The sequence below is a fragment of the Paenibacillus sp. RS8 genome (assembly GCF_041956825.1).
Lineage (GTDB): Bacteria > Bacillota > Bacilli > Paenibacillales > Paenibacillaceae > Paenibacillus_AQ.
This window is the reverse complement of record NZ_CP168131.1, coordinates 7,052,083-7,077,775: the sequence shown is the minus strand read 5'-3', so window position 1 is coordinate 7,077,775 and position 25,693 is coordinate 7,052,083. Positions and strand designations below refer to the sequence as shown.

The following is a 25,693-nucleotide window of genomic DNA, read 5'->3' as shown; positions in this document are numbered from 1 at the left end:
GTGAGACATTCGACCGTTGGCTGCGGATCCTGCCGTTTCCAATCTGTTTCTTGTTTCACGTCTCTGTTCGTCTTTAAATAAACAAAAATCACCCTTTCGTAAAATGGCTGCTTAGTACTCCATTTTATGAAAGGGTGATTTTTGCAGTGATCATGAGACAGGTATTTGATGGATTATTTCTATTCTTGTTTGTACCATCCAAAAAGCTGGTTTTAGCGGATGCTCCTTCTGTATTTTTCGGGTGAAATCCCTTTATTGTTTTTGAACATCTGACTGAAATATGAAGGGGAAAGATGGCCCACTTCTGCCGCAATCTCTTTAACGGGTTTAGTGGTATTGGCAAGCAGTATACAAGCTTCTCTTACACGCCGCTGCATCAGATATTCGGACAGCGTGATGCCTGAAAATTCCTTGAACAAATGCGAAATATGATAGGGTGACAGATGCATCGCGGCAGCCAGCACTTCGAGGCTGAAGGGTTCTTTGTAATGCTCATCAAGCCATTCGGTGATTCGCTCAGCATGTGAACCTCCACGCGAATGTAGCGGGCTAACTTCGGTCAAGTCACCGGACATGTGTTTTTGAAGTAGACGGATCAGCTGAAGCATCAGAAAGCCGATATTTTCTTCTGTGCCAGCTGCAGAGTTATTTGTGGAATAATCTAATTCCTCCAGCAAATCAGGAATCAGGGTGTCCTGCAAATCATAGAAAACCGGCATCTGAAGGCTGCCCTTCCACATCCTGCGGAAAAACTTCTCCATTAAAGGAAAAACGGAGAGGTACTGCTCTAGAAGACTGGGGTCAAAGGTCAGATTCGTCCGGATATATGAACGGTTGGGTGTCGGAGGAACCATCACACGGTGCAGCTGATAGGGCTGAAACCAGACCAGTGTATGATCCCGGATAGGGTAGGTTTGATTCTCTGCCATGATTTCCCCGCGGCCGGTGTAAATATATAGTATTTCAATTCCACGATGTGCGTGAAACCAATGGGCTTCCTCATTTTCATATTTATAATTGTACATAAATAAATTAGGTTTAAATCTTTGGGGTAAATGATCGTTCCTGTTCATGGAACACTCCCTTAATAACCGTTATTAATTACAGTATAGATCATTCATTTCATATCAGCCACCGGTGATACGGGGGGCGATTGCGTAATCATTTTAGTGCTCATACCAATATCCCGGAATGCCTTGCTGCAGACGCAGCAGCGCTTCCAGAAAGAAATAGTCACCCCAGATCATGAAATCATCGGGAGATGAATTTCCTCTGACAGAATAGGAGCCATGCCGCAGAAAACCCTCTTCAGATGGACTGCCTGCGGTAAAGTAGCGGTTCAACAGGGAGTCCATAGACTTCTCTACGGCCTCACCAAACAATGCCCGCTGCGGGTCATCCTCCGGCAAATGTTCCAGCAACTCTAGGAGTCCGCACACAAAGATGGCGGAGGCCGAACTGTCGCGGGGCGTGGAATCCTCCTGCGGCAAATCGAAATCCCAATACGCAACATGGTCAGCAGGAAGATGCTCCCAAAAATATCGGGCCATTCTTATGGAGGTTTCCAGATAATGCGGCTCTTTGAAATAGCGGTAGGCTAAGGCAAAGCCATAGACACCCCAAGCCTGTCCCCGTGTCCAAGTTGAACCATCCTGAAAGCCCTGTGCGGTTCCTCCACGGATGGCATAGCCCGTCTGTTGGTTGAAATAAAAAGTATGAAAGGAGGAATCATCTCCTCTCACCAGGAACCGCCGGCTCTTCTCGGCATGAATCTTCGCGTAATCCGCATAGCTGCTGTCTCCGGTCTGCTCGGTTGCCCAATAGAGCAGGGGAAGATTCATCAGGCAGTCAATAATAATCCGGGCTCCGTTATCATAATCGCCTTCCGGTCCCCAGGCTTGAAACAGCTGCGGGACAGAGCGCCAGCGTTTCATTAGAATGTCGGCTGCCTGCAACGCCAGCAAACGCGATTCTTCATCCTTATCAACGATCCAGCGGGCCTTGGCGGACAGCGAATACAGAAAGCCGATGTCATGGTGATCGAGCTCCTGTTCCGCTTCCATGCGCTTCTTGAAAGAATCAATCGTTTGGATGGCTGCGGCGTGAATCTCCGGGTCTTTGCTGTATTCATAACTCAGCCACAAAATACCTGACCAGAATCCTTCCGTCCAGCCGGTATGGTCAGTTAAATGATATTTGCCGTCTCCCAGGCTTACAATTGGAAAAGAGTCACCAAAGCGCTTAATGTTAAGACGGGTGGTGGAGAGCGTGTGTTCAATCGCCGATTTCCAGTTCATAATAACCTCCATAGTATTGCTAAATTGTTATTATGTTCATTATATGCCTAGTGTTCTATTGATTTGTTGTGCAAATGGTTAGCTGAATTGCGGTTAAGAACGGGAGTGTCTAAGCTTTGATTTATGGAGTATAACCGTTGTCCGCCCCAAGTTGGGAGAGCAGTTGACTCTTAATCAATTTGTGCAGGCTTCAAATCTCTGAGAGTCCATCCAAAAAGAAAAACCACGAGGTACGTTATTAACGTATTTCGTGGTTTTTTATACTTATGGAAGTATATTGCCGGCAGCTCGGTATATTTCATACCATTCTGGTCGGGTGAGCGTAATATCAGAAGCCTTGGCAATATCCCGCAATCGCTGCGTATTGGTTGTACCGACAACAGGCTGCATATTTGCCGGATGTCTGAGAATCCAGGCGATGGCAATAGCAGTATTGGTCACCTCTTTTTCAGCAGCTAGGCGGTTAATGACCTCATTCAATTCAGGGAACTTATCGTTATCCAAGAACACACCTTCAAAGAAGCCGTATTGGAAAGGCGACCATGGCTGAATGGTCATGTCATGTAGACGGCTGTACTCCAAAATGCCGCCATCATGGACAACCGAACCGGAGTTAGTCATATTTACATTGAAGCCGGTATCAATCATACCCGTAAACATAATACTCAATTGCAGCTGGTTGAACAGGAGCGGTTGTTTAACATTTTTCTTGAGTAGCTCGATTTGCAGCGGGTTTTGGTTGCTAACCCCAAAATGCTTGACCAATCCTTTGCTCTCCAGAATGTCAAAAGCCTCAGCCACCTCTTCAGGTTCGAACAGCGTGTCGGGACGATGAAGCAGGAGCACATCGATATAATCGGTCTTTAAGCGTTTAAGGCTGCCCTCCACGGATTGGAGAATATGCTCTTTAGAGAAATCAAAATAGCCCTTGCGGATTCCGCATTTGGTTTGGATCATCATTTTTTCACGCATACCAGGATTATTCTGAAGTACTCCTGCGAATACTTCTTCAGCTTTGCCGTCTGCGTAAATGTCAGCATGATCAAAGAAGTCTATTCCGAGCTCCAACGCACTATGTACATGTGTATCAGCCTCTTTTGCAGACAAATCCGCGATCCGCATACAGCCAAGCGAAATTTGGGATACGTCTAGTACACCATTCGCTACACTAATTTTTTTAACCATGAGTGATTCACTCCTTCGAATGTAAGTAGAACTTTCAGTATTCTATCAAACCATAACATATAGAGGGAGGCTAAGCCAATATATCCTGTGTCGTATTGAAAGGTATGCTTAGAAAAATAAAAGAGGCGGCCACATCAGTAGAATTCACTACTTTTGCGGACCACCTCATTAGCATTTAGACCATATTAGGAATGTCGACATTCGGATCAATATCAGCTTCGTAGTCTACGCCATCTGTTCTGAAGCCAAATAGATTGAAGAAGTCTTGGCGGTAGCCTTCAAGATCAGCTAGGTCGGCAGCGTTCTCAGTTGTCAGCTCGTCCCAACGTTTCATAACCTCAGTCTGCACATCTTCGCGCATTTCCCAGTCATCAATACGAATCAGGCAGCTTTCATCAGTAGTAGCCTTGCCTTCTCCATATAGGTGCTCAGAGAACAAGCGGTACATTTGTTCAATACAGTTCTCATGCAGGCCTTTTTCCTTCATCACTTCGTAAAGTGCAGAGATATAAAGGGGCACTACAGGAATCGCTGAGCTGGACTGTGTTACAAGCGCCTTATTAACGGATACAAAGGCACGTCCGCCTTTTGACGCAAGAAGGTCATTCATTTGGATCGCCGTCTGTTCCAGATCATGCTTGGCTTGTCCAATGGTTCCGTCCCGATAGATAGGGTGAGTGATTTCAGGTCCGATGTAGGAGTAAGCAACGGTAGTAGCACCGTCTGCAAGGACACCAGCTGCTTGAAGCTGATCGATCCACATTCTCCAGTCTTCACCGCCCATAACGGCGATTGTCTGACGTACCTCTTCTTCCGTAGCAGGCTCAATAGTGGTCATGGATACTTCACCTGTGTGGAAGTTCAAGGTTTTATTCGAATAAGCTGTTCCCACTGGTTTAATTACGGAGGAGAAGGTTTCTCCTGTTACTGGATGGGTACGACGAGGTGAAGCGACACTATAGATAACTAAATCGACAGTGCCATATTCAGCTTTAATCAATTCAATGGTCTTTTCTTTAATAGCATCAGAGAAGGCATCGCCTACTATGCTGTGTGATTTAAGCCCAAGCTCTGCTGCTTGTTGTTCAAAGGCAGCGGAGTTATACCAGCCTGCAGAAGCGGTACGCTGACCTTCCGCAGCTTTATCGAAGAACACACCAATGGTATTGGCGCCAGCACCAAAGGCAGCTGAAATTCTAGAAGCTAGTCCGTATCCGGTAGAAGCACCAATGACAAGTACATTCGCAGGTCCCTCAATTTTCTTTTGTGCTTTTACATATTCAATTTGTTGTTCTATTTGTTTGGCGCATCCCTCTGGATGGGCTGTTGTGCATATAAATCCGCGTGTTTTAGGTTGAATAATCATCAAGGAATTCCCCTTTGTATAAAAATTTAAGTCTACTGATACACAGAGAAAGTATAGCAAACAATATTTACTAATACAAAGAATTTAGGATATTAAATAAGAAACACTACTCTGAGTTTTTAGCGGTTAGACAAGGATCGCTACTCCGTGGCTCGCTGGTAGGCTGCACCGCTGAAACTTAATACATCCATTGCGATTTACGGACCTCACTGACGTTATTCCTTAGAAAAAGGTCCTTATTGGATGTATTACATGCCAAGAGCGGCTATGGGGTCCGTTAGGATTCCAAATATGTAATCATGCTCTGTTTAAGGTCAGCTGTGTCCTGTCCGATAGCAGCTGTGCATGTGGGCATGTTAGTTAAAGATGTTCTTCCAACGAATCCAACGAATGAAATGCAGCACAATGAACGTAACAAACCAATCAAACCGCTCAAATAATAGAACAAAGCAAAAGGGGGCTGCCCCAGTAGCCATTTCATGACTTCTGGGACAACCCCTTACTTTAGTTATAAGGCGCTATTACGCCTTAAAGATTGAATCAATCGCTCTGATCTCTTCAGATGACAGTTGAACCTTTAGCGTTTCCAGGTTCGATACGATCTGCTCTGGACGTTTAGCACCGGGAATAAGTGCATCTATAGAAGGTACAGTCAAATACCATGCGAGCACCACATGAGCGACTTCAACACCTTTGGCATCGGCAATTTGGCGAACCTTATCCACTTTCTCCAAGTTTTTAGCAAAAGTCTCCCCTTGGAACAGTGGGTCGTTCTTTCTAATGTCGCTGAATGTATCGCCTTGCTTATATTTACCGCCAAGCAGGCCGGATGCAAGAGGGAAATAAGGCACGAAGGAAATACCATGCTCCTGTGTATAAGGGAGCAAATCTTTTTCAGCATCACGATGCAATAAATTGTAGTGGGATTGAAGAACATCTACATGCCCGTCTTTGTTGGCTTCTCTCAGCTGTTCAATGGAGAAGTTGGAGACCCCAATTGCTCTGATCTTTCCCTCATCTTTCAGCTTCTTAAGCTCGCCAACAGCTTCATCTTTAGGTGTGCTTTCATCCGGGAAATGAATATAGTAAAGATCGATATAATCGGTCTGGAGGCGTTTCAGGCTGTCTTCTACAGATTGTCTTAGAAAAGCTGGAGAGTTGTCGATTGTAACCTTATCACCAGTAATCTTGTGAGCACCCTTAGTAGCAATGACCACCCTGTCACGGCCGCCTCTTTCTTTCAACACTTCTCCAATCAGTTCCTCAGATCTACCTGGACCATAAATATATGCGGTATCAATGAAATTGATCCCATGATCAAGAGCGTTGCGAACGATGTTTTTACCAGTCTCATCATTTAAGCCGGGAAATAAATTATGCCCACCAACAGCATTGGCACCCAGTCCGAGAGGGAGTACCTGCAAATTTGTTCTACCTAAAGTTATTTTACTAGACATAATCAATCGTCAGCTCCTTAAAATAGAATATGAACTATATTAAGTATAGCTAATGGCTCGTGGTAAAACAAATTCATGGCTTCCAGCTTTATACATGAATAATTAAAGCGTATAAGTTATGATATAAAGAATAATTTTGCATTCCCACATTTGTTCTCACAATGAAGTAAAGGAGGGTTGTCTTATGCTAGTCATTAATCAAAATGAAGTGACTGAGCTATTAGCAATGGAGTCTTGCATCACAGTGATGGAATCCGTTTTGAAGGACTTGTCCGCTGGACAAGCTGTACAGAGCTTAAGACAAGTACTCCCGCTGCACGAAGGCAACCTGATTGGCTTAATGCCGGGCTATTTACAGGGTGAAGAAGTAGCAGGAGCCAAAATCATCAGTGTATTCCCAAGCAATCATGGCTCAGGTCTACCTTCCCATCAAGGACTTGTTACGCTATTCGATTCTTCTACCGGTGTTCTGAAAGCCGTAGTAGATGGACTAAAGATTACGGCAATTCGCACAGCGGCTGTTAGCGCAGTAGCCACTCGTTATCTGGCCAGAGAAGATGCTGAAGTGCTTGCCATTCTTGGTACGGGCGAACAAGCCAAAAGCCATCTGGAAGCGATGCTGCTGGTTCGATCCATACGTGAGGTCAGAGTTTGGAGTAGGACACTTGCAAAAGCAAGAGACTTCCAAGCAGAGATGAGCCGTAAATATGGTTTGGAGATCGTTGTCGCTGAGTCTGTACAAGAGGCAGTCAGCCCAGCAGATATCATTTGTACCGTAACAGCATCCACAGAGCCTGTACTTAAAGGAGAGTGGCTGAAGTCCGGTGTTCATATCAATGCGGTTGGAGCGTGCAGACCAGCGGATCGTGAGCTGGATTCGGAGGCCGTCCGGTTAGCTAAGTTGTATGTAGACCGATTGGAATCCACGCATAATGAATCTGGGGATTATTTAATTCCGCTGAACGAAGGCGTGATCACTTCAGGCCATATCATCGGTGAAATGGGTGAACTGATCAGCGGGAGTATCGAGGGCAGAGCTACAGCTGATGAGATCACTCTTTTTAAAGGACTAGGACTTGCCATAGAGGATTTAGCAGCAGCTAACTTCATTTATAATGAAGCAATTAGATTACAAAAGGGGATTGAAATTGCATTCTAAGGAGCGACCACATGATGAGCACAAATGAAGGTTTGTATGATTTCAAGTTGACGGAGCTAGAAGAAGAGCGGGCCATACGTTTACATGAGCAGAACATTAATATTGATTTGCTATTTCAGGGTCCCTTATCTCCAAGCGCAATTCCAGAATCTGTGTCCGAAAAAATTAAAGAGCTGTGTGAGCCCTATAAAGATGAGCCGATGGTATACAGCAGTATGCCAGCTAAAATGATCACTAAGCTGTCGGCCAGCGGTGAGATCCCAGAGTATAAAAGTGAATGGTATAAATCAGGAATTACCGCGGGGAACCGGGAACTTCATTTAGAATCCTTAGAAAGCATGATCACTAGCATGGCTGAAGTTCAGCTTCAGTTCGACTCCGCAGATTGGTTAGTTAAAGCTTTAACCGCAGGAGACATACGTGCAGCCAAGCGTAATGGCCATAAGGCGGGTATTATCACGGCGCAAGAAACGGATGGTCTAGGTACGAATCTGGATCTATTAGATGTGTTACATAATTTTGGCTTGAGAATTCTACAATTAACGTATAACAATCAGAATCAGGTCGGTGCAGGCTGTGCAGAACAGTCGAACGCTGGGATTACAAATTATGGAAAAAGGTTCATTGAGCGTCTGAACAAGCTGGGGATCATTGTAGATACGGGACATTGCGGAAAACAGACCACGCTCGATGCTTGCCAGTATTCTAAGACTCCGGTTATTGCTTCACACACAGGTGTAGAGGCCATCTATCCGCATATGCGCTGCAAAAGTGACGAGGAAATCATTGCGATCGCTAAGACAGGTGGAGTGATCGGTATTTTTGCTATGCCATGGTTTGTTCATGAAGACCCTAATCATACAACTATTGATCATGTGCTGGATCATATCGAATATGTAATCCAGCTTGTAGGCGTAGATCATGTCGGAATTGGGACGGATTGGCCGATGAGTGATGTCCTCTGGTCATTGGTCTATTTTAAAGAACATATCGCACCTAAACTAGGTTTCGCCAAAGGAGACGGACCTTCTACTGAAACCGTTGCTGGGCTTGAAAAATATAGTTATTTTATCAACTTTACTAGAGGTCTGGTGGCTCGCGGTTATAAGGATGAGGATATTGCAAAAATCATGGGTGGCAACTGGTTGCGCGTATTTGAAGAAATTTGGGGATAGGGGATAAATAGATGACAACATATTTGAACACAACTACATTTAACTTCTACTGTTCGGGCATTTATTCAGGGAAAATACATTTTACGGAACAACAGATTATGCTCGCCAAGGTTGATCCACGTAGACGAACACAAATGCAGTACAACGTGTTGGATAGCCAGTTCAAGACCGTTCTTCCATTTCAGAAAATCCATGAACATATAGACGCTTATGCTAAAGCAAAATGGGTCAATGATGAGGTAGTTCTAAGTAACGGTGATCTTTATCAAAAGCATATTCAGTATCAGGCTGTAATGGATGGCCGTGAGCTTACTTCACAAGTATGGGCGCTGCGAAATGAGACGGCACTGGATATCGTGACCTTGGACGGTGAGATTATTGCTTTTCTTACGCCGAATCGGTATGGCATCGAGCTGATTGTTAAAACAGGATATGAGAAGCTGACGCCGCTAGTTGTTTATGATGATCCCCTTTTATCTAAGCCAGAGTATGGTGTGAATGATTTGGGTACGGATCTGATTCCGATGCGCGACGGTGTGAGATTGGCGACGGATGTATTTCTACCTGAAGGCATTCAGCCGGGAACCAAGCTTCCGACGATTCTGGTAAGAACCTGTTATGACCGTAACGGAAAAAAAGAGATTTTTATGAGATGGGCCAACAAAGGTTATGCTGTGGTGTCGCAGGACGTTAGAGGCCGGGCGGATTCGGAAGGGGAATTGATCCCTTTTTATAATGAACGGGATGATGGCTATGATACGATCGATTGGATTATCGCGCAGGAATGGTCGGACGGAAATGTTGGCATGTGGGGCGCGTCCTATCTGGGCTTTGTGGTTGTCTCAGCGGCGACCAGCGGGCACCCCAATTTAAAGGCTGTTGTGGATGAAGTGAATGTCGGCTCACCGTTTGTAGATACGGCGCGTAAGGGTGGAACGCTTTGCTCTTGGCCACTCTTGTCTTGGACGCTTGCACAATCTGTAGGCACCCGAACGGATTTTGATATTTTTGGGGGCATTACGGTGAACCCAGAAGCGGCCGTCGATGCAAGACCGATTAAGGAGATTCCTCAACAAATGATCGGTAAAGCATCCGGACCATGGGATCTATGGAGCCAGCATCCGGAGTATGATGATTTCTGGAGAAACTGTACCTTTACAGAGCGTGGGGATCAGGTGAATGTCCCTATGTATGTAATCTCAGGCTGGTATGACGGTGACAGCCCAGGTGTATCGGAGACTTGGAGAATGCTGACTGAACATGATGTGCCGAATCGCAAAATCCGTTTAGGAGCTTGGGAGCATGGTCCAAACCGGGCCAGAGACTATGAGGGTGTAAGCTTCGGCAATGATGCAGTGGTTTATGATTATGATGTTTCTGTATTGCGCTGGTTTGACCGCTTCCTCAAAGGCATTCCGAACGGAATAGATCAGGAGCCTAGAGCCTCTTATTATGTCGTTGGTGAGAATCAGTGGAGAACATCGGAGGATTGGACACCGGTTGAAGCAACAACTACGCCGTTTTACCTTTCCAGTGGTGGCCGGGCTAATTCAGGACAAGGAGATGGGAAGCTGCTTACAGCGCCAGAGGAGCATTCACCAGAAGATACTTATGTCTATAACCCAAATGATCCTATGGATGATAGCGGGGAACGAGAGCCTGAAAACTTGAGAAAATATGAGCTGCGAAATGATATTCTTGTGTACACTAGTGAGGTGTTGACAGAAGAATTGACTATAGCTGGCGAATTGTCTGCTATCATCTACGCTGCCAGCACAGGTAAGGATACGGATTGGGTAGTTACGCTTAGTGATGTAAATGAACATGGAGACTCTATCCGGTTATCTAACTATATTGTCAGAGCAAAATATCGTCACGGGTTTGATGCACCAGAACTGCTCACTCCTGGCCAAGTGGAGGAATACGATATTTTCATGCCGAATATTGCTCACAGATTTGCGGTAGGACACCGAATTCGTTTCTCGATTACCTCGTCCAGTAAATTCGTTGCTTTCCCTAATACGAATACTGGCGGTAACCCGTATGAAGATACAGAGGCGATTACAGTGCTGCAGACGGTTTACCATAATAGTGAATATCCAAGCCATGTGAAGCTGCCGGTTATTCCTAACGCCTGAACTATACTGTAAGGTCAACCTTGTAATTGTAATAAAATATCGATTATTCACAGAAAAGCGCATAAATGATCCCTTCTCAGGTCACAATAGGGAAAAACCAGAATGAAGGGATTAACGTGTCGCGCATAAAAAAACAACTTTGGCAGCGATGGAGACGTTGGAAAAAAGCGCTTTGGGTAGGAGCAGCTTGTGTGGCTTTTACTTTACTAGCTTGGCGCAGTATGCAGGTGCCTGAGGAAATCAGTGGACTGCTGACGAATTCTAGCTTGGCGGATAGTACTGAAAGTGAATTGGCCGCAGCTGTGTTTAAAGTAGGCGTGGACAGCGGTGAGGAGAAAGAGAAGGCTGCTTTAAATAACGAACAACTGTTGCAGACAATCACTCAAAGCGGACTCAGTAGAACCGTTCATTTAAAAATATCGTATGTATCCGGGGAAGAAATTCAGACATTGCCGGGTGTAAAGAACCCGCTTCAGCTTAAGAAAATTATTAACGAACACCCTGCTTGGAACGGTTGGATCAGCAGCGAGGGAGATTTGTGGCTGGAACAAAAAGTGAATGATCTCTCGACCCTTACGAAAAAAGAAGCCTACATCGGTGTCGATGCTTTTGGGAATTTGAAATTATTTAAAGGACCCCCGGTGCAGGAAAAGGTTTTGAAGACTTTTTTTCAAATGGATATGGGTTCCTTAAAGTCCTCTTTACCGGAAAATATGTGGAAAGAGCTTCATGAAGGCATTCGTGTGCAGGATATAGAGGAGTACAACAGCGTGTTGTCCACCTTCAGTGACTATGCGCGTGAGGCTGCCGAACATGTCATGCAGAACAAGCAATAGCATCAAAAGCATACGAGCTGTCCTAAAGTCATTATTAATGGCTATAGGGCAGCTTTTTTTTGCAAATATAAGAAAGTTTAAAGTTCCCATTGTAGGCCTAAAGTTGTCATTTCGCATCAAAGGGGAAACTTTTTTTCTCCCGGAAGGGGTATTTTTGCTATAATGGTTTGAAGGAATACATATGTTCGCTTCATTGCGGAGTAATGGATGAAAACGGTGGAATAAACTGCCTGTTATAGAGGAGAGATCGTGCTTGCGCATTTTGGGAATTGATCCAGGGCTGGCGATTGTCGGTTTTGGCTTTGTAGATAAGGAAGGTCATAAGTTGACCCCGGTCCAATATGGTTGTATCCAGACTGAGGCTCATACACCTGAGGAAGAACGTTTGCTGCATGTCTATGAAGGCATGGGTCAGCTCATTGATAAATATAAACCTGATGCTGTAGCGATAGAGAAGTTGTTCTTCGCACGTAATGTTACAACAGCATTGCCAGTAGCGCAGGCCCGCGGAGTAACGATATTAGCTGCTGTACAGCGCGGCCTACCCGTCTCGGAATATACACCGATGATGGTGAAGCAGGCTGTTGTTGGTTATGGTAAGGCAGAGAAGCGGCAGGTACAGGAAATGGTGAAGCTGTTGTTGAAATTATCGGCAATCCCTAAACCGGATGATGTAGCGGATGCACTTGCGGTAGCGGTATGTCATGCCCATTCGAGCAGTCTTAATTCTAAATTAAATGAGGTATTGCGAAAATGATAGATTTCTTAAGAGGACCCGTCGTTCATTTGGAGTCAGAATATGTGGTGCTGGATGTGCAAGGAGTAGGCTATCGGGTGTTCTGCCCGAACCCTTATACTTTTGCTAAAGTAGAAGGGCCTGTAACGATCTATATTCACTATCAAACACGTGAAGATGCTACGCTGCTGTTCGGGTTTCCGACACGGGAGGAGCAAAGATTGTTCCGCAAGTTGATAGAGGTATCTGGGATCGGTCCGAAGGTTGCACTCGGAATACTGACAGGGGGAACTCCAGATCAGTTGATTTCGGCAATTTACCAAGAGAATATCACCTTCCTAACGAAACTGCCGGGCATTGGCAAAAAAACGGCGCAGCGGATGATCCTAGATTTGAAGGATAAGCTGGACGGACTCAGTATGGCCTCGATGCAAACGGGATTATTTGCAGTGCCGATGGAAGAAAGGGCGGATGGATTAGCTTGGCAAGAAGCTAGAGATGCTCTTAAAGGATTGGGGTATACCGAAAGTGAATTGGATCGCGTGTGGCTCGCTATGAAGAAAGAGGGAGCAGAGACAGGGACTGTAGATGTGTTAATGAAGAAGGCACTGGGGCTGTTATACATTGCTAAATAAAGCCGAACACATCCTGAAGAAAGGGAGCGATAGGAATGGATGACCGGATCATATCCGCAAATTTGATGATGGACGAGCAGGCGGTAGAATTAAGCTTACGCCCTCGTTATCTGGGAGAATATATCGGACAGAATCAGGTAAAAGAAAACCTGAAAATATATATCGAAGCGGCCAAAATGAGAAGTGAAGCGCTGGATCATGTGCTGCTTTACGGGCCTCCAGGTCTCGGTAAAACAACACTCGCGAACATTATCGCCAATGAGCTGGGTGTGAATTTACGAACCACGTCCGGTCCTGCTATAGAGCGGCCGGGAGATCTAGCCGCCCTGCTGACGAACCTGCAGGAAGGCGATGTGCTGTTCATCGATGAAATTCACCGCTTGCACCGGACGGTGGAGGAGGTTATGTATCCGGCGATGGAAGACTTCGCGCTGGATATCATGATCGGCAAAGGACCAAGTGCCCGTTCGGTACGATTGGATCTGCCGCCTTTCACACTTATAGGTGCTACCACCCGTGCCGGGCTATTGTCAGCGCCACTGCGTGATCGCTTCGGAGTGGTCAGCCGCTTGGAGTACTATACGATAGATGAGCTGAGCTACATTGTGGCTCGAAATGCAGATCTTTTAGGGATTGAGATTATCGGTGATGCGGCGGAAGAGATAGCGCTTCGTTCCCGGGGAACGCCGCGGATTGCGAACCGACTATTGAAGCGAGTTCGTGATTTTGCTCAAGTGCGCGGAGACGGGATTATAACCCCTGAGATTTCTGGGGAAGCCCTGAGGATGCTACAAGTAGACCCACGCGGGTTGGATAGCATCGATCACAAGATGTTAAGAGCAATGATTTCAAGCTTTCGTGGCGGTCCTGTAGGGCTGGATACGATTGCTGCCACAATTGGTGAGGAAAGTCAGACGATTGAGGACGTTTATGAGCCTTACCTGCTGCAGATCGGATTCTTGCAGCGGAGTCCTCGTGGAAGAATTGTAACCCCGGCCGCTTATCATCACTTAGGCCTTCCGCTCCCTCCGGAGCAGCACTGAGTCAGTAACTACATTCAAAAGGAGGATGCTGGATGAAGCATACGAAGATGAAATGGAGAGGTATAGCTCCACTAAGCAAAGGATTGCTAGCAGCTGCAATTGCTGTGGGAAGTCTCTTGATCCCTGCGGGTGCCAGTCATGCCGATTCTAATAGTACGATACGAGTTGCCCTTTATGCCGATATTGGTAGTAAATATAAATCTACCGTGCCAGTAGTAACTATGCAATCAACACAAAGCTTTACTTTGATGTCAAACCAACCAGGGAGCGCTCCTTTGTTATCGGTGCCTGCGCAGAGCAGAATTCGTGTTAGTGTGGATGGTTATAGAGTGAAGGTAATGGAGACTTCAAGCTGGAAAACAGCTGCTGATGCGGCTAAAAAGCTTCAGTCTACTTCTGATAAGCCTCAGATTTTTATGATTTCTAGAAATGGAACCAATGTGTACCAGTTGTATACAGGGGTCTATGCCAGTGAAGCTGCTGCCAAGGATGGGCTTGCCCGTGTAGTAAAGGCAGGGCTCGGTATTCCTGCTGATCAAACCCCTGCAGTGAAAGGCGATAAGCATTTATCGGCGGGTCGCTATTCTTCGGAACAAGAAGCTGATAGTGCTCTGAGTAGTATTACAGCTGCTGGTTTTGATGCATGGAAGGTGTTATTGTCGGGAAGTGATGGCAGCGCTCAGTATGAAGTATGGGTTGGCGAAGCTGCGAACGATAAAGATTTGGCTGCTGTTCAGACTGCAGTGTCTGCAGCATTGCCGCAGCTGGCTGGATCTGCTGCGACTTCACCCGGGTTAATGTTGCGTGTAGATGCTGGGCTTGATTTTAGCAATGAAATACAGGCTAATCATTATATGGTTTCCGGAAATGATGCTAAGTTTTTGGCAGTTGGCAATGAGGCTGGAATTCAGCTCGAAGAAAGATCCAAGCGTACCTATCGTGGAAATATGGAGTTAAGTAATTTGAGAGGCTCCCTAGCGGTTATCAATGAAGTGCCACTGGAACAATATTTGTACGCAGTGGTTGGAGGAGAGGTTTCCTCCAGCTGGCCGGATGAAGCTCTAAAAGCTCAGGCTGTCGCCGCCCGAAGTTATGCAATGGCGCAAGGCAACCGTTTTGATGTAGCGAATGTAGTAGATTCTACATTGAGTCAGGTATATAACGGAATTGGATCAGAGGCTCCTGTCATTATTAAGGCTGTGGATGCTACTGCCGGTGAAGTGTTGATGAGTGGTGGCAAAGTTGTGGAGGCCGTGTTCTCCTCGAACAGTGGCGGTGTAACAGCTGATCCATCGGAGGTATGGGGCAATGGTGGAGATGCATTCGCCAGTGTTCCCAGCAAAGAGGATGTTGCAGCTACCGCGACCGCTAAGCAGTGGTATTATTTACTGCTCGCTAATGGCACCTCAGGATACGCACGTGAGGATAACATTAAATTGACAGGGAATAAAACTGCAGCGGGACTGGACATCGCGACAGCTACCACTAAAGATGTCAATGTACGACCCCTTCCTGCTGTTGAAAGTAGTGTAAGCGCGGTAGGTAAGTTGAATCCAGGCGAGAATGCAGTTGTTCTGGATAAAGTTTATGAGTCCGGCAGCTATAGCTGGATCAAAGGGCCATATACCTCTGCCGACCTTCTAAAAAGCTTGCAGGGGAAAACAACCAGCACGCTCCCTTCCAGCATCCTTAATTTGCAGGTTACTCAGCGCGGTCCTTCTGGAAGAGCGATTCAGGTGAAAGCAAATGGGCAGTCACTGGATGTGAAATATCCTGATATGTTCCGTTCTGCGTTTAATGGATTGCCAAGTACATTGTTTGATATTGTACCAGCCGGAAGTTATACTGTATTAGGCGCTGACGGTGCTACTAGCACGATTGGAAGTTCACAGAGCGCAGGTGTACTCTCTGCATCAGGTAAGGTTAATGTAAACGGCAGTGGAACTGTAGTGATGGGCGGGGATTCATCAGCCAGAGCGATTACTAACAGTTCGGGCTTTCTATTCATTGGCCAAGGATACGGTCATGGTCTAGGCATGTCACAATGGGGCGTAAAAGGCATGGCTGACAGCGGGTATGATTACAAGCAGATATTGCAACACTATTATCAGAACGTTACTATAGTTAAGGAATGAAGACAGACCATGAATGTAGACGCATATGATTTTCATTTGCCGGAAGAATTAATTGCCCAGACACCACTCTCTGACCGTAGCTCTTCTAGACTACTCCTAGTAAATAAGGAGGATGGGGCGCTGGCTCACCGGCATTTTACCGATATTATTAATTATTTTCAACCGGGAGATACGCTCGTTCTGAATGATACGAGAGTCATTCCTGCCAGATTGTTTGGGGTTAAAGAAGATACGGGAGCTAAGGCTGAAGTGCTTCTTCTAAAGAATTTGGGAGACGATCGATGGGAAGCGCTTGTTAAGCCGGGCAAGAAGCTTAAGACAGGAGCGGTTATCATCTTTAGTGATGAGCTTCGTGCTGTTATCGAGGACGAGGCTGATATGGGCGGCCGAACGCTTCGCTTCATTTATCAGGGTATTTTCCAAGAGATTTTGGACAGGCTGGGAACGATGCCACTGCCTCCTTATATTAAGGAAACACTGGATGATCGTGAACGATATCAGACCGTTTATGCTAAGCATGAGGGATCGGCAGCTGCTCCTACAGCAGGGCTTCATTTTACCAAAGAACTGTTGGAACAGATTGAGGCAAAGGGTGTAAATATCGCTTATATCACACTTCATGTGGGTCTCGGTACGTTCCGTCCGATGTCTGTTGAGAAGGTTGAAGAGCATGTTATGCATTCAGAGTATTTTGTAATGTCTCAAGAAACAGCAGACACTATAAATGCTACCAAGGAACAAGGTGGCCGCATTATTGCGGTTGGAACGACTTCTTGTCGGACACTTGAGACGGTCGGAAGACAATGTGAAGGCGGTCCGCTTGTTGAATGTAGTGGTTGGACGGATATTTTCATCTATCCGGGATATAAGTTTAGTGTAGTCAATGCGTTAATTACTAATTTTCATTTGCCGAAGTCAACTTTGGTAATGTTGGTTAGTGCTTTGGCAGGTCGGGAACATATTTTAGCTGCTTATGAAGAAGCGATAAAACAGAAGTACCGGTTTTTTAGCTTTGGAGATGCAATGTTTATTTACTAAGGTAAGAGGATGGGTTAACTTATGGCAGCAATTACTTATGAGCACATCAAAACGTGCAAACAATCAGGAGCAAGACTTGGAAGAGTCCACACTCCACACGGTGTGATTGAGACACCTGCATTTATGCCTGTCGGCACACAAGCCACAGTCAAGACAATGAGTCCAGAAGAACTGAAAGAAATGGATGCTCATATTATTTTGAGTAATACGTACCATCTTTTCCTGAGACCGGGACATGATATCGTTCGTGAAGCAGGCGGACTGCACAAGTTCATGAACTGGGACCGTCCTATTCTGACGGATAGCGGTGGGTTTCAAGTATTCTCGCTCAGTGACATGCGCAAGATCACAGAAGAAGGCGTTCATTTCCGTTCTCATCTAAATGGGGACAAGAAGTTCTTGTCTCCTGAAGTAGCTATGGAGGTTCAGAACGCACTTGGCTCTGATATCATGATGGCATTCGATGAGTGTCCTCCATTCCCAGCTGAATATGATTACGTGAAAAAATCACTGGAGCGTACAACACGCTGGGCGGAACGTTGCCTGAAAAGTCATGCTCGTCCGAATGATCAAGGTCTATTCGCTATCGTGCAAGGTGGTATGTATGAGGATCTTCGGCGTCAGAGTGCGGCTGATTTGACTTCCATGGATTTCCCGGGGTATGCTATTGGGGGGCTCAGCGTCGGAGAGTCCAAGCAGCTAATGTATGAAGTGCTGGATTATACAGTTCCCCTGCTGCCACAAGGAAAACCGCGCTATTTGATGGGCGTTGGTTCACCTGATGCACTGCTGGAAGGTTCAATCCGGGGAGTGGACATGTTTGACTGTGTTCTGCCTACTCGTATTGCTCGAAATGGAACAACGATGACCAGTCAGGGAAGACTCGTTGTACGCAACGCAAAGTATGCCCGCGATTTTGGGCCGCTTGATCCGGAGTGCAATTGCTACACATGCCGGAATTATTCCCGCGCTTATTTGCGCCATCTAATCAAAGCCGATGAAACCTTCGGACTTCGATTGACGACATACCATAACTTACACTTCCTGTTGGATTTGATGCGTAAAGTACGTGAAGCCATCAAGGAAGATCGGCTGCTTGATTTTCGCGATGAGTTTTTCGCAAAATACGGATTATATGATAATCTTAAAGGCTTCTAGGTTGAATTTAATGCCTTAATGTACTTTGAAAGGGGGAGAAATATGTTTCAATATGCAGCAGCAACAGGTGGAGGTAGTATACTAGGTCTTGTAGGTCCATTTGTACTTATGTTTGTAGTATTCTACTTCTTGCTGATTCGTCCGCAACAAAAGAAGACCAAAACTCGTAATGCGATGTTAAAGGCTTTGAAAAAGGGCGACAAGATCGTCACAATTGGTGGTCTTCACGGTACGATCATGGAAATCTCCGATGATATCGTGGTTCTACGGGTTAATGATGTAACTAAACTGACCTTTGATCGCGGTTCCATTAGTCACTCCGTTGCGACGGATGTGGAGGAGAAAGTATAGTTTTATCTGTATTAACTACATAAAAAGCGGTGTCTCTCTTTATGAGGGACACCGCTTTTTTGACTTTCATTTTTCAAAGTGATCTATTCGTTTAACGCATATCCGTTATTCGGCTGCGAACTGTGAGCGATTCTTCACGTCCCCGTAAAGTCAATTTGGCAAGCTGAACACCAACTGTAGAAGCCAAGACTGCTAGCAGAGTGCCGCCTATCATATCTGTAAGCCAATGAATGCCCAGATAGAAAATACCAAAGACGATTACGACTGCGGAAATACTCGTAATGACCATCCAGCGGCGGTTTCCTGAACGGAATGCCAGTAGTGCCATTGTAACGGAAATGGACGTATGTAGACTCGGGAAGCAGTTGTTGAGACCGGATAGAGGGCGGTACTCTTGCTCAAACTTCGGAAATACATCCAGCATAGTAAACCTAACACCTGCAGGTACATAGGACCATACCTCATTTACAGGGAAATATAGGTAGAATGGAATCGCTACGGCATAGTTAATGATAATAGCATAGCAGGTTGCGTACAGCATCACACGGTTCTTATCTAACAGATAAACACCTAGAGAAGCTGCTAGTACAGATTGAAGCATGAAAATGTAGAAGAAAACTATGATAGGCGTTAGCCATGGACTATAGAATATATCCTGAACAGCTTGGACAAAATGCCCCTCTAGTCCAAATACAAAGGATGTATAGTCTGAGGCAAGATGCATTTTTTCTTCAATTTGCAGTTCATATTTATTCAAGACCAGTACACCAAACATTCCTGCCATCAGTAGCAAAAACTTATAGGATCGCAGCATCTCTTTCCCAATTTCAACTAATGCCATGATGGGATTACGACGAGCGCCAATCCATATTAATATCACTACTAATGCAACTGTGTACAAAACAATATGGTTCATTGATTGGTAAAACAAAGCATTCGAAGCCTCCTTGATTCTCTTTATGAAGTCAGATGATCACAGTTTAACATATTTTCAAGGAATGTTTCGAATTTAATGAAATAATAATTTTAGCTTTTCTGTAAATTAACCCCAAACATTCCGCCAAGCGCTCCAATTGCTGCAGCAGCCAGCACCCAAAGAAGATCAACACCAGAAGGTGAGCTATCCAGAGCCAGAAATCCAATTAGCAGAACGATAATCCCGTAAAAGACTCCTGTAAGACTTCCCTGATACCAGCCTTTGTTCGTGGCTCTGCGACCGGCGGTTAGTCCTCCGAATGCTGCGGCTATGCCGTGTACTATATAAGTGTACATTGAGAGATCTTGCTCCTTGAGACCGCTGCCCCATAATAAAAGAGAGAGGACAAACGCGCCAAACAGCATCCAAAGGAAGGATCGACATAGACCAGATAACACAGGATTGGCTATTCTCCATGAGAACAGGCGCCGGATTAAATACATGGTACAACCTCCTAAAGTTTTTTTAGAAAAATAATCTACATAAGTTATTATTCATTGTATGGGGAGGCTTGCCCCAATAGTACAAGAATGGGCATTGCAGCCTTTTTACCATTAATTAATATGTTCGCTTCCGAATGTTCCCTGTGCTGAGCGGTCAGAATAGGGTTACATTAATCCGCCCGAGAAAACAAGTCTGCGGGTGAGAGTGGAGGGGAGCGAAGCTATATGTCCCAGCATATCACTACCCATATTTTCTTGACCGTGCTGATGTATTTCTTCATATTCCTGTGCATGCGTATCATGGGGAAGAGGGAAATCGGTAAGTTATCTGTATTTGATCTAACGATCTCAATTATGATTGCTGAGATTGCTGTTTTTGTGATCGAGGATATTAATCGCCCGATTTACGAAGGTCTGGTTCCGATGGCCACATTGGTTATCATTCAGGTTGTGGTTGCTCAGCTCAGTCTTAAGAGTAGAAAGATTCGGCTGTTAATGGACGGTAAACCGAGCATACTTATTTCTGGAGGTAAGCTGCACCGGGGAGAGATGCGTAAACAAAGGTACAATATTGATGATCTGCTGCAGCAATTGCGAGGTCAGAACATAGCTAGTCCTGCAGATGTGGAATTTGCGATTCTGGAGCCCAGTGGTCAGCTTACCGTTTTTGAAAAAGACAAAGGACTTTCATCTTCCAATCAAACAGGCAATAGCAGTTCAGTTGCTGAGAACAATAAGAACGATGAGGATGCAGATGTAAGCAGTCAGAAAGTAAAGCTGCCAAAGAACAAAATCAGATATGAAGGGCTTCCTATTCCACTGATTATGGATGGAAAGGTCCAGGATCATAATTTAGAGATGATAGGGAAAACAAGGTTCTGGCTGAGAACCCAGATTCGCCAAAAGGGAGTATCAGATTTCCGGGATGTATTTCTTTGCTCCATTGATCATAAAGGCCGAGTGTATGTTGACCGTTTGGATAACAGATAACCATTCTAAAGCCAGCGCTTAATGAACGGCAGTCGATCCAAATCACGAAGTGAGATAAGACCAGCTAATAGACTGATACCGAAATACAGGGCCATTCCTATCGCAGAGGCAAATAAAAATTGAATCCATTGTGCATCTGCAATGGGAATGGAGATGTATACATAACGCACGCCCGCTCCCATAATGATCATCGCACATAAGGTCTTAATGGTATCAGTTATTCGTAAGGATAATGAAATTAGACTGACCACGCTGTACCCGTGCAGTAGAGTAACAAGAACACTGTTCACAATTATGGCAATGATTGCGCCGTAGATTCCGTAATCAGGCTGTGAAGCTAATATAACAATCAAAATGATTTTGACTACTGCCCCAATAAGGGTATTGATGAGTGCCCTGCCCGGTTTATCCATAGCTTGAAGCGCAGCTTGTAAGGGGGCTTGAACATAGAGGAACAAAGCGAAAGGGGCCATCAGTTTTAGCATTGGAGCGGTGTCCGCATTGCCGTATAACAAATTACATAGTGGGACCGCCAAGACATACATAAGAACAGCAAAGGGAGCGCCAGTTACCAGAGCGAGTCGAAGGGCTTGATGCATTCGTTTGTGAATGGTAGGCAAGTCCTTTCTCGCGGCAGCCTCGGATAAGGATGGGACCAAAGACACCGCAAGGGAGGAGGTCAAAGCTCCGGGAAGTAACAGTAATGGAATCACCATTCCCTGTAAAGACCCATACTGCGCAGTCGCTGCGGCTGTTGCGATTCCTGCCAATGCAAGACTACGTACGGTAATTATTGATTCCAGTAGATAGGAAAAAGAGCCCACAAGTCGGCTTGCCGTTACAGGAATAGATACACCTAGTAAACGCCGCAGTATGGGGGAGGTTGATTTTACAGCTTCTGGATTAGAGGGTATACTCTCCTGTTCGACCGGCTGCTGCTCTAGGATGGGGGTTGTTTTTTTATCTTTTTTCGTGATGACATAATATTGCCACAGAATGGCTAACATTCCGCCAATCTCTCCCACAGTTACACCGAGCATCGCCCCTGCAGCAGCTAAAGCGATACCTTTAGGTAGCAGCAGCCATGAGAACCACAGCATAAAAAATATTCGCACGATAGACTCGAAAACCGAAGAAAGTGCGGAAGGAATCATGTTCTGCCTGCCTTGGAAATAACCACGGTAGATCGCAGATACAGCAACAATTCCAATCATTGGGATCATGGCAATAAAAGTATAATAAACTCGGCGGTCTGTTAAGAGCACATTGGAGACCCATGAAGCACTGACCAGCGCAACAATGGTAAAGAAGATCCCTAGTCCGACACTAAGGGTAAGGCCAGTCCGTAAAATTTGCCGCGATTTCTCAGGGCGGTTCTCTCCCTCAGCTTCCGCCACCATTTTAGCAATAGCCAGAGGAATACCGCCTGTAATGACAGTAACCAGCACGATAAAAAAAGGATACACGAGCTGATATAGACCTACGCCCTCTGCTCCAATGATGCGCGGCAAAGCAATTCGGGGTATAAATCCAAGCATTCGATTAATGATGCCGGCGGCAAGCAAGATTAAAGTTCCTTGAATAAAGCTCTGTTTCCTCAAAGGTCACGCCTTCTTCCCCAAATGAAATGAAACGCTGGCCAACTTGTCTATTCTTATGGATATGCTGTACCCCTATCCCTGCATGCCTTGTTTTAGTAGTTGTAACTTTTTGTGACGGAAGGAGGAAAGCAGAGAACTTGGGTCGAATACTTATGGTAAGCATACGCACACGAGCGATCTTTGGAGGTGTCATCACGTGGAATCGGAACAGTGGAATCATGATCAACATAGTGAAGAAATCGAAGCCATGTGCCGCAGCAAAGCTGAAGAATTCCGGCTCCTCGGCTATGAGTATGTAACCAGCAAGGATATTTGGGATTGTATCAGTCGTAATTATGATAAGGACGGGATGCCTCCCTTGCATAAGCTGGTAAATGATATTTATTCCTTAAAAGCCAATAGTTACATGACTTATTTGACTATAGCGGCCTATCGGGGGTTGAACTGAATAACAAACACTCCGTTTCTTTTTGCGAATAGGTACATAAAGCTGTAAAGTGAGAGAATAATAACTTCACATTTCCTATATAAACGGATGTCTTGCTGTTATGAGCAGGGGCGGCCGTTTCTTTGTGTGAGTATAGCTATGTCCATGCTGTGAATTGACGGTCATTTCGCGTGTAGCTATAATAGGAATATTGAGTTAATGAAAGGGGAACTAGCTAGAGCATGAAGAGACTAATGGGCTTTATTATTACCGTGCTCGTTTTGACAGGCGTCATGGTATTTACTACTCCTGGACTGCTGGACAAGGTTAGACTTGGTCTTGACCTGAAAGGCGGATTTGAGATTCTGTACCATGCAGAGCCTATGGAAGCGGGAGCTGCATTGTCCCGAGCTTCACTGTTGAAAACAGCAGAAAGTTTGGAAAAACGGGCTAATGCGCTCGGAACCAGTGAACCAGAGGTTACAACTGAAGGTACTGATCGTATTCGTTTGAAAATTGCGGGCGTTACTGATGAAGCAGAGGTTCGTAAGAAGATGAAGGAGCCTGCAGTTCTGACTTTCCGTAGTGCTGCTGAAGGTGACGCTGAAGGTACTTACAGCAAGATCGAACTGGTAGGTAGTGATTTTGTTGAAGGTGCAGCAGAGGTTGGACGGGATAACCTGAATCAGCCAATCATCAGTATCAAAATAAAAGACAAGGATAAATTCGCAGAGATTACTAAACGCCTCTTAGGAAAGAATCTCGCAATTTATTTGGATGAGAACAAACTATCGGACCCTACGGTACAAGCAGTACTTACCGATGGTAGTGCGTCTATTTCCGGTCAGTATACAATTAAAGAAGCACGTGAACTGGCTGACACTATTAATCTTGGTGCGTTGCCACTGAAACTTACTGAGAAATACTCCCAAAGTGTGGGTGCAACACTTGGTAAACAGTCGCTTGAACAAACGATCAAAGCTGGCTTAATAGGTTCTTTGATTATCCTTATCTTCATGATCGGTATGTATCGCTTGCCAGGTCTCTTGGCTAGTTTTGCACTGATCTTGCATACATGGTTGCTAATTGTGGTCTTTGTCTTTGCGGACTTTACATTGACATTGCCTGGTATAGCCGCGTTTATTCTGGGTATAGGGATGGCCGTCGATGCCAATATCATTACAAATGAACGGATAAGGGAAGAAATGCGCAGTGGTAAAAGTGTACTTTCCTCTGTTAAAGCAGGTAATAAATCCTCTTTCCGGACAGTAATGGACTCCAATGTCACAACTGTTATTGTGGCGGCTGTCATGTTCGCCTTCGGTACAGGTGCAGTCAAAGGTTTCGCATTGGTACTGATTGTGGAAATCGTACTGAGTATCGCTACGAATCTTTATTTCTCCCACTGGTTGCTTAGCCAGCTTGTTAAAGCGGGTAAGCTGAACAAACCGAAGAGTTTCGGTGTTAAGGAGAGTGATATTCGTGCGCTTTAAGAAAGAGCTTGATTTCGTACATTTGAGTAAATTTTTCTATGTTTTTTCCATTGCTCTTACAGTGGCAGGTTTGATTTTCCTAGCAACCTTTGGATTGAATTACAGCGTTGATTTCAAAGCAGGATCTAATGTTGATATCTCTCTGTCAAAGAATTTGACATTGGAAGAAGTTAATTCAGCGGTTGAAAAAGTTGGGATTTCAAGTGAGCCAAGCATTACGTTAGGAAGTGAACGGGTCAACGTTCGTTACGATCAAGTACTTGATGAGCAACAAGATGAAGCGCTTAAAGCAGAGATCTTGAAGCTGGACGATAAGGCATCGTTTGAGATTAACACCGTGGATACTGAAATGTCTAAAGAACTTGCACGTAATGCGATCTATGCGGTTCTCATTTCTTGTCTAGGGATTATCATTTATGTAAGCATCCGTTTTGAATGGCGGTTTGCATTGGCAGCTATCGTTTCACTGATCCATGATGCCTTTATGGTCGTTGCCATCTTCTCTATCTTCCGTTTGGAAGTGGATTTGACGTTTATTATAGCGGTGCTTACGATTATCGGTTATTCCATCAATGATACGATCGTTATCTTTGACCGTATCCGTGAGAATTTACGTTTTGGTAAACAGAAGACCTATGAAGACTTGAAAGAACTTGTGAATAAGAGTGTGGCTCAGACCCTTATGCGCTCTCTCTACACAGCATTTACCGTGTTTATTGCGGCGTTCTTCCTGTTAATTCTCGGAGGAGAGTCCATCAAGATGTTCTCGCTTGCGATGGTTATCGGATTGCTATTCGGAGCGTACTCTTCCATCTTTATTGCAAGTCCGGTGTGGCTACTGCTTAAGAAGCGTGAGAAGACAAAGGTAAAGAGTAGCCCAGCTAAAGGTTAATGTCTCAAGAGAAATAACATGGCTACACTTGAATGAAAAAAACATCAACTTTATAATTTAAGAAAGCCGCGTCAAATGCGACGCGGCTTTCGAAATCTTTGGGGTAGTATGTCATGTGTATTGTATCATCATGAGATTACTTGCTAGTGGTAAGGGGGGCCT

23 protein-coding genes are annotated in these 25,693 nt (G+C 45.2%); 15 read left to right on the top strand and 8 right to left on the bottom strand.

Translation table 11 applies throughout. The features are described from left to right. Positions 1 to 212 precede the first annotated feature (212 nt). From ACDZ28_RS33140 to ACDZ28_RS33120, 5 genes are all read right to left on the bottom strand, one after another. Positions 213 to 1,073 (bottom strand): AraC family transcriptional regulator, encoded by an 861-nt coding sequence (locus ACDZ28_RS33140; RefSeq protein WP_375103822.1) that lies wholly within the window; start codon positions 1,071 to 1,073, stop codon positions 213 to 215. A 93-nt stretch (positions 1,074 to 1,166) separates the two neighbouring features. Continuing rightward, a complete protein-coding gene (locus ACDZ28_RS33135) occupies positions 1,167 to 2,297 on the bottom strand; it encodes a glycoside hydrolase family 88 protein (protein ID WP_375103821.1) in 1,131 nt (376 codons plus the stop codon). 264 nt (positions 2,298 to 2,561) lie between these two features. Next, complete coding sequence (locus ACDZ28_RS33130) at positions 2,562 to 3,482, bottom strand: aldo/keto reductase family oxidoreductase (protein WP_375103820.1); 921 nt, start codon at positions 3,480 to 3,482, stop codon at positions 2,562 to 2,564. Between the two features lie 175 nt (positions 3,483 to 3,657). Next, positions 3,658 to 4,848: an enoyl-ACP reductase FabV gene (gene fabV, locus ACDZ28_RS33125; protein ID WP_375103819.1), complete on the bottom strand. Its 1,191-nt coding sequence runs from the start codon at positions 4,846 to 4,848 to the stop codon at positions 3,658 to 3,660. Between the two features lie 521 nt (positions 4,849 to 5,369). Continuing rightward, positions 5,370 to 6,305 (bottom strand): aldo/keto reductase, encoded by a 936-nt coding sequence (locus ACDZ28_RS33120; RefSeq protein ID WP_375103818.1) that lies wholly within the window; start codon positions 6,303 to 6,305, stop codon positions 5,370 to 5,372. A gap of 184 nt (positions 6,306 to 6,489) precedes the next feature. On the opposite strand from ACDZ28_RS33120, the gene ACDZ28_RS33115 reads away from it, so the two are divergent. From ACDZ28_RS33115 to yajC, 11 genes are all read left to right on the top strand, one after another. After that, complete coding sequence (locus ACDZ28_RS33115; RefSeq protein ID WP_375103817.1) at positions 6,490 to 7,464, top strand: ornithine cyclodeaminase family protein; 975 nt, start codon at positions 6,490 to 6,492, stop codon at positions 7,462 to 7,464. An 11-nt stretch (positions 7,465 to 7,475) separates the two neighbouring features. Continuing rightward, the gene (locus ACDZ28_RS33110) at positions 7,476 to 8,639 is read left to right on the top strand and encodes a dipeptidase (protein WP_375103816.1); all 1,164 of its coding nucleotides are present in this window, start codon (positions 7,476 to 7,478) and stop codon (positions 8,637 to 8,639) included. Between the two features lie 11 nt (positions 8,640 to 8,650). After that, positions 8,651 to 10,777, top strand: coding sequence for a CocE/NonD family hydrolase (locus ACDZ28_RS33105; protein ID WP_375103815.1), 2,127 nt, complete (start codon positions 8,651 to 8,653; stop codon positions 10,775 to 10,777). Positions 10,778 to 10,968: 191 nt separating this feature from the next. Beyond that, positions 10,969 to 11,613 carry a BofC C-terminal domain-containing protein gene (locus ACDZ28_RS33100; protein WP_052414704.1) on the top strand — a complete coding sequence of 215 codons (645 nt, stop codon included), beginning with the start codon at positions 10,969 to 10,971 and terminating at the stop codon, positions 11,611 to 11,613. Positions 11,614 to 11,866: 253 nt separating this feature from the next. Then, entirely contained in the window at positions 11,867 to 12,370 is a 504-nt protein-coding gene (gene ruvC, locus ACDZ28_RS33095; protein WP_036677679.1) for a crossover junction endodeoxyribonuclease RuvC, read from the top strand. Continuing rightward, entirely contained in the window at positions 12,367 to 12,984 is a 618-nt protein-coding gene (ruvA, locus tag ACDZ28_RS33090; protein ID WP_042130510.1) for a Holliday junction branch migration protein RuvA, read from the top strand. Before ruvC ends, ruvA begins: the two co-directional genes overlap by 4 nt. A 35-nt stretch (positions 12,985 to 13,019) precedes the next feature. Then, positions 13,020 to 14,027 (top strand): Holliday junction branch migration DNA helicase RuvB, encoded by a 1,008-nt coding sequence (gene ruvB, locus ACDZ28_RS33085; RefSeq protein ID WP_042130508.1) that lies wholly within the window; start codon positions 13,020 to 13,022, stop codon positions 14,025 to 14,027. 32 nt (positions 14,028 to 14,059) lie between these two features. Then, positions 14,060 to 16,162: a SpoIID/LytB domain-containing protein gene (locus ACDZ28_RS33080; RefSeq protein WP_375103814.1), complete on the top strand. Its 2,103-nt coding sequence runs from the start codon at positions 14,060 to 14,062 to the stop codon at positions 16,160 to 16,162. 9 nt (positions 16,163 to 16,171) lie between these two features. Next, positions 16,172 to 17,200, top strand: coding sequence for a tRNA preQ1(34) S-adenosylmethionine ribosyltransferase-isomerase QueA (gene queA / locus ACDZ28_RS33075; protein ID WP_339287772.1), 1,029 nt, complete (start codon positions 16,172 to 16,174; stop codon positions 17,198 to 17,200). Between the two features lie 21 nt (positions 17,201 to 17,221). Then, positions 17,222 to 18,358, top strand: coding sequence for a tRNA guanosine(34) transglycosylase Tgt (tgt, locus tag ACDZ28_RS33070; RefSeq protein WP_042130504.1), 1,137 nt, complete (start codon positions 17,222 to 17,224; stop codon positions 18,356 to 18,358). A 42-nt stretch (positions 18,359 to 18,400) separates the two neighbouring features. After that, a complete protein-coding gene (yajC, locus tag ACDZ28_RS33065) occupies positions 18,401 to 18,709 on the top strand; it encodes a preprotein translocase subunit YajC (protein ID WP_042130502.1) in 309 nt (102 codons plus the stop codon). Positions 18,710 to 18,800: 91 nt separating this feature from the next. Here the strand turns inward: yajC and ACDZ28_RS33060 are convergent, their stop codons facing one another. Both ACDZ28_RS33060 and ACDZ28_RS33055 read right to left on the bottom strand, forming a co-directional pair. After that, complete coding sequence (locus ACDZ28_RS33060; protein WP_249923478.1) at positions 18,801 to 19,640, bottom strand: phosphatase PAP2 family protein; 840 nt, start codon at positions 19,638 to 19,640, stop codon at positions 18,801 to 18,803. A gap of 95 nt (positions 19,641 to 19,735) precedes the next feature. After that, entirely contained in the window at positions 19,736 to 20,128 is a 393-nt protein-coding gene (locus ACDZ28_RS33055; RefSeq protein WP_042130498.1) for a TIGR04086 family membrane protein, read from the bottom strand. Positions 20,129 to 20,353: 225 nt separating this feature from the next. Here ACDZ28_RS33055 and ACDZ28_RS33050 point away from each other — a divergent pair, with 225 nt between their 5' ends. Continuing rightward, positions 20,354 to 21,118, top strand: a complete 765-nt coding sequence (locus tag ACDZ28_RS33050) for a DUF421 domain-containing protein (RefSeq protein WP_042130496.1) — start codon at positions 20,354 to 20,356, stop codon at positions 21,116 to 21,118. A 5-nt stretch (positions 21,119 to 21,123) separates the two neighbouring features. On the opposite strand, the gene spoVB is transcribed toward ACDZ28_RS33050, so the two are convergent. Continuing rightward, positions 21,124 to 22,719, bottom strand: a complete 1,596-nt coding sequence (gene spoVB / locus ACDZ28_RS33045; RefSeq protein WP_375103813.1) for a stage V sporulation protein B — start codon at positions 22,717 to 22,719, stop codon at positions 21,124 to 21,126. 196 nt (positions 22,720 to 22,915) lie between these two features. Here spoVB and ACDZ28_RS33040 point away from each other — a divergent pair, with 196 nt between their 5' ends. The 3 genes from ACDZ28_RS33040 to secF all read left to right on the top strand — a co-directional run bounded on the left by ACDZ28_RS33040 (position 22,916) and on the right by secF (position 25,531). Further along, on the top strand, positions 22,916 to 23,167 hold the full coding sequence (locus tag ACDZ28_RS33040; RefSeq protein WP_042130493.1) for a post-transcriptional regulator: 252 nt from the start codon (positions 22,916 to 22,918) through the stop codon (positions 23,165 to 23,167). Positions 23,168 to 23,388: 221 nt separating this feature from the next. Further along, a complete protein-coding gene (gene secD / locus ACDZ28_RS33035; RefSeq protein ID WP_042130491.1) occupies positions 23,389 to 24,639 on the top strand; it encodes a protein translocase subunit SecD in 1,251 nt (416 codons plus the stop codon). After that, positions 24,629 to 25,531 (top strand): protein translocase subunit SecF, encoded by a 903-nt coding sequence (secF, locus tag ACDZ28_RS33030; RefSeq protein WP_042130490.1) that lies wholly within the window; start codon positions 24,629 to 24,631, stop codon positions 25,529 to 25,531. The genes secD and secF overlap by 11 nt, the downstream gene beginning before the upstream one ends. Positions 25,532 to 25,693 lie beyond the last annotated feature (162 nt).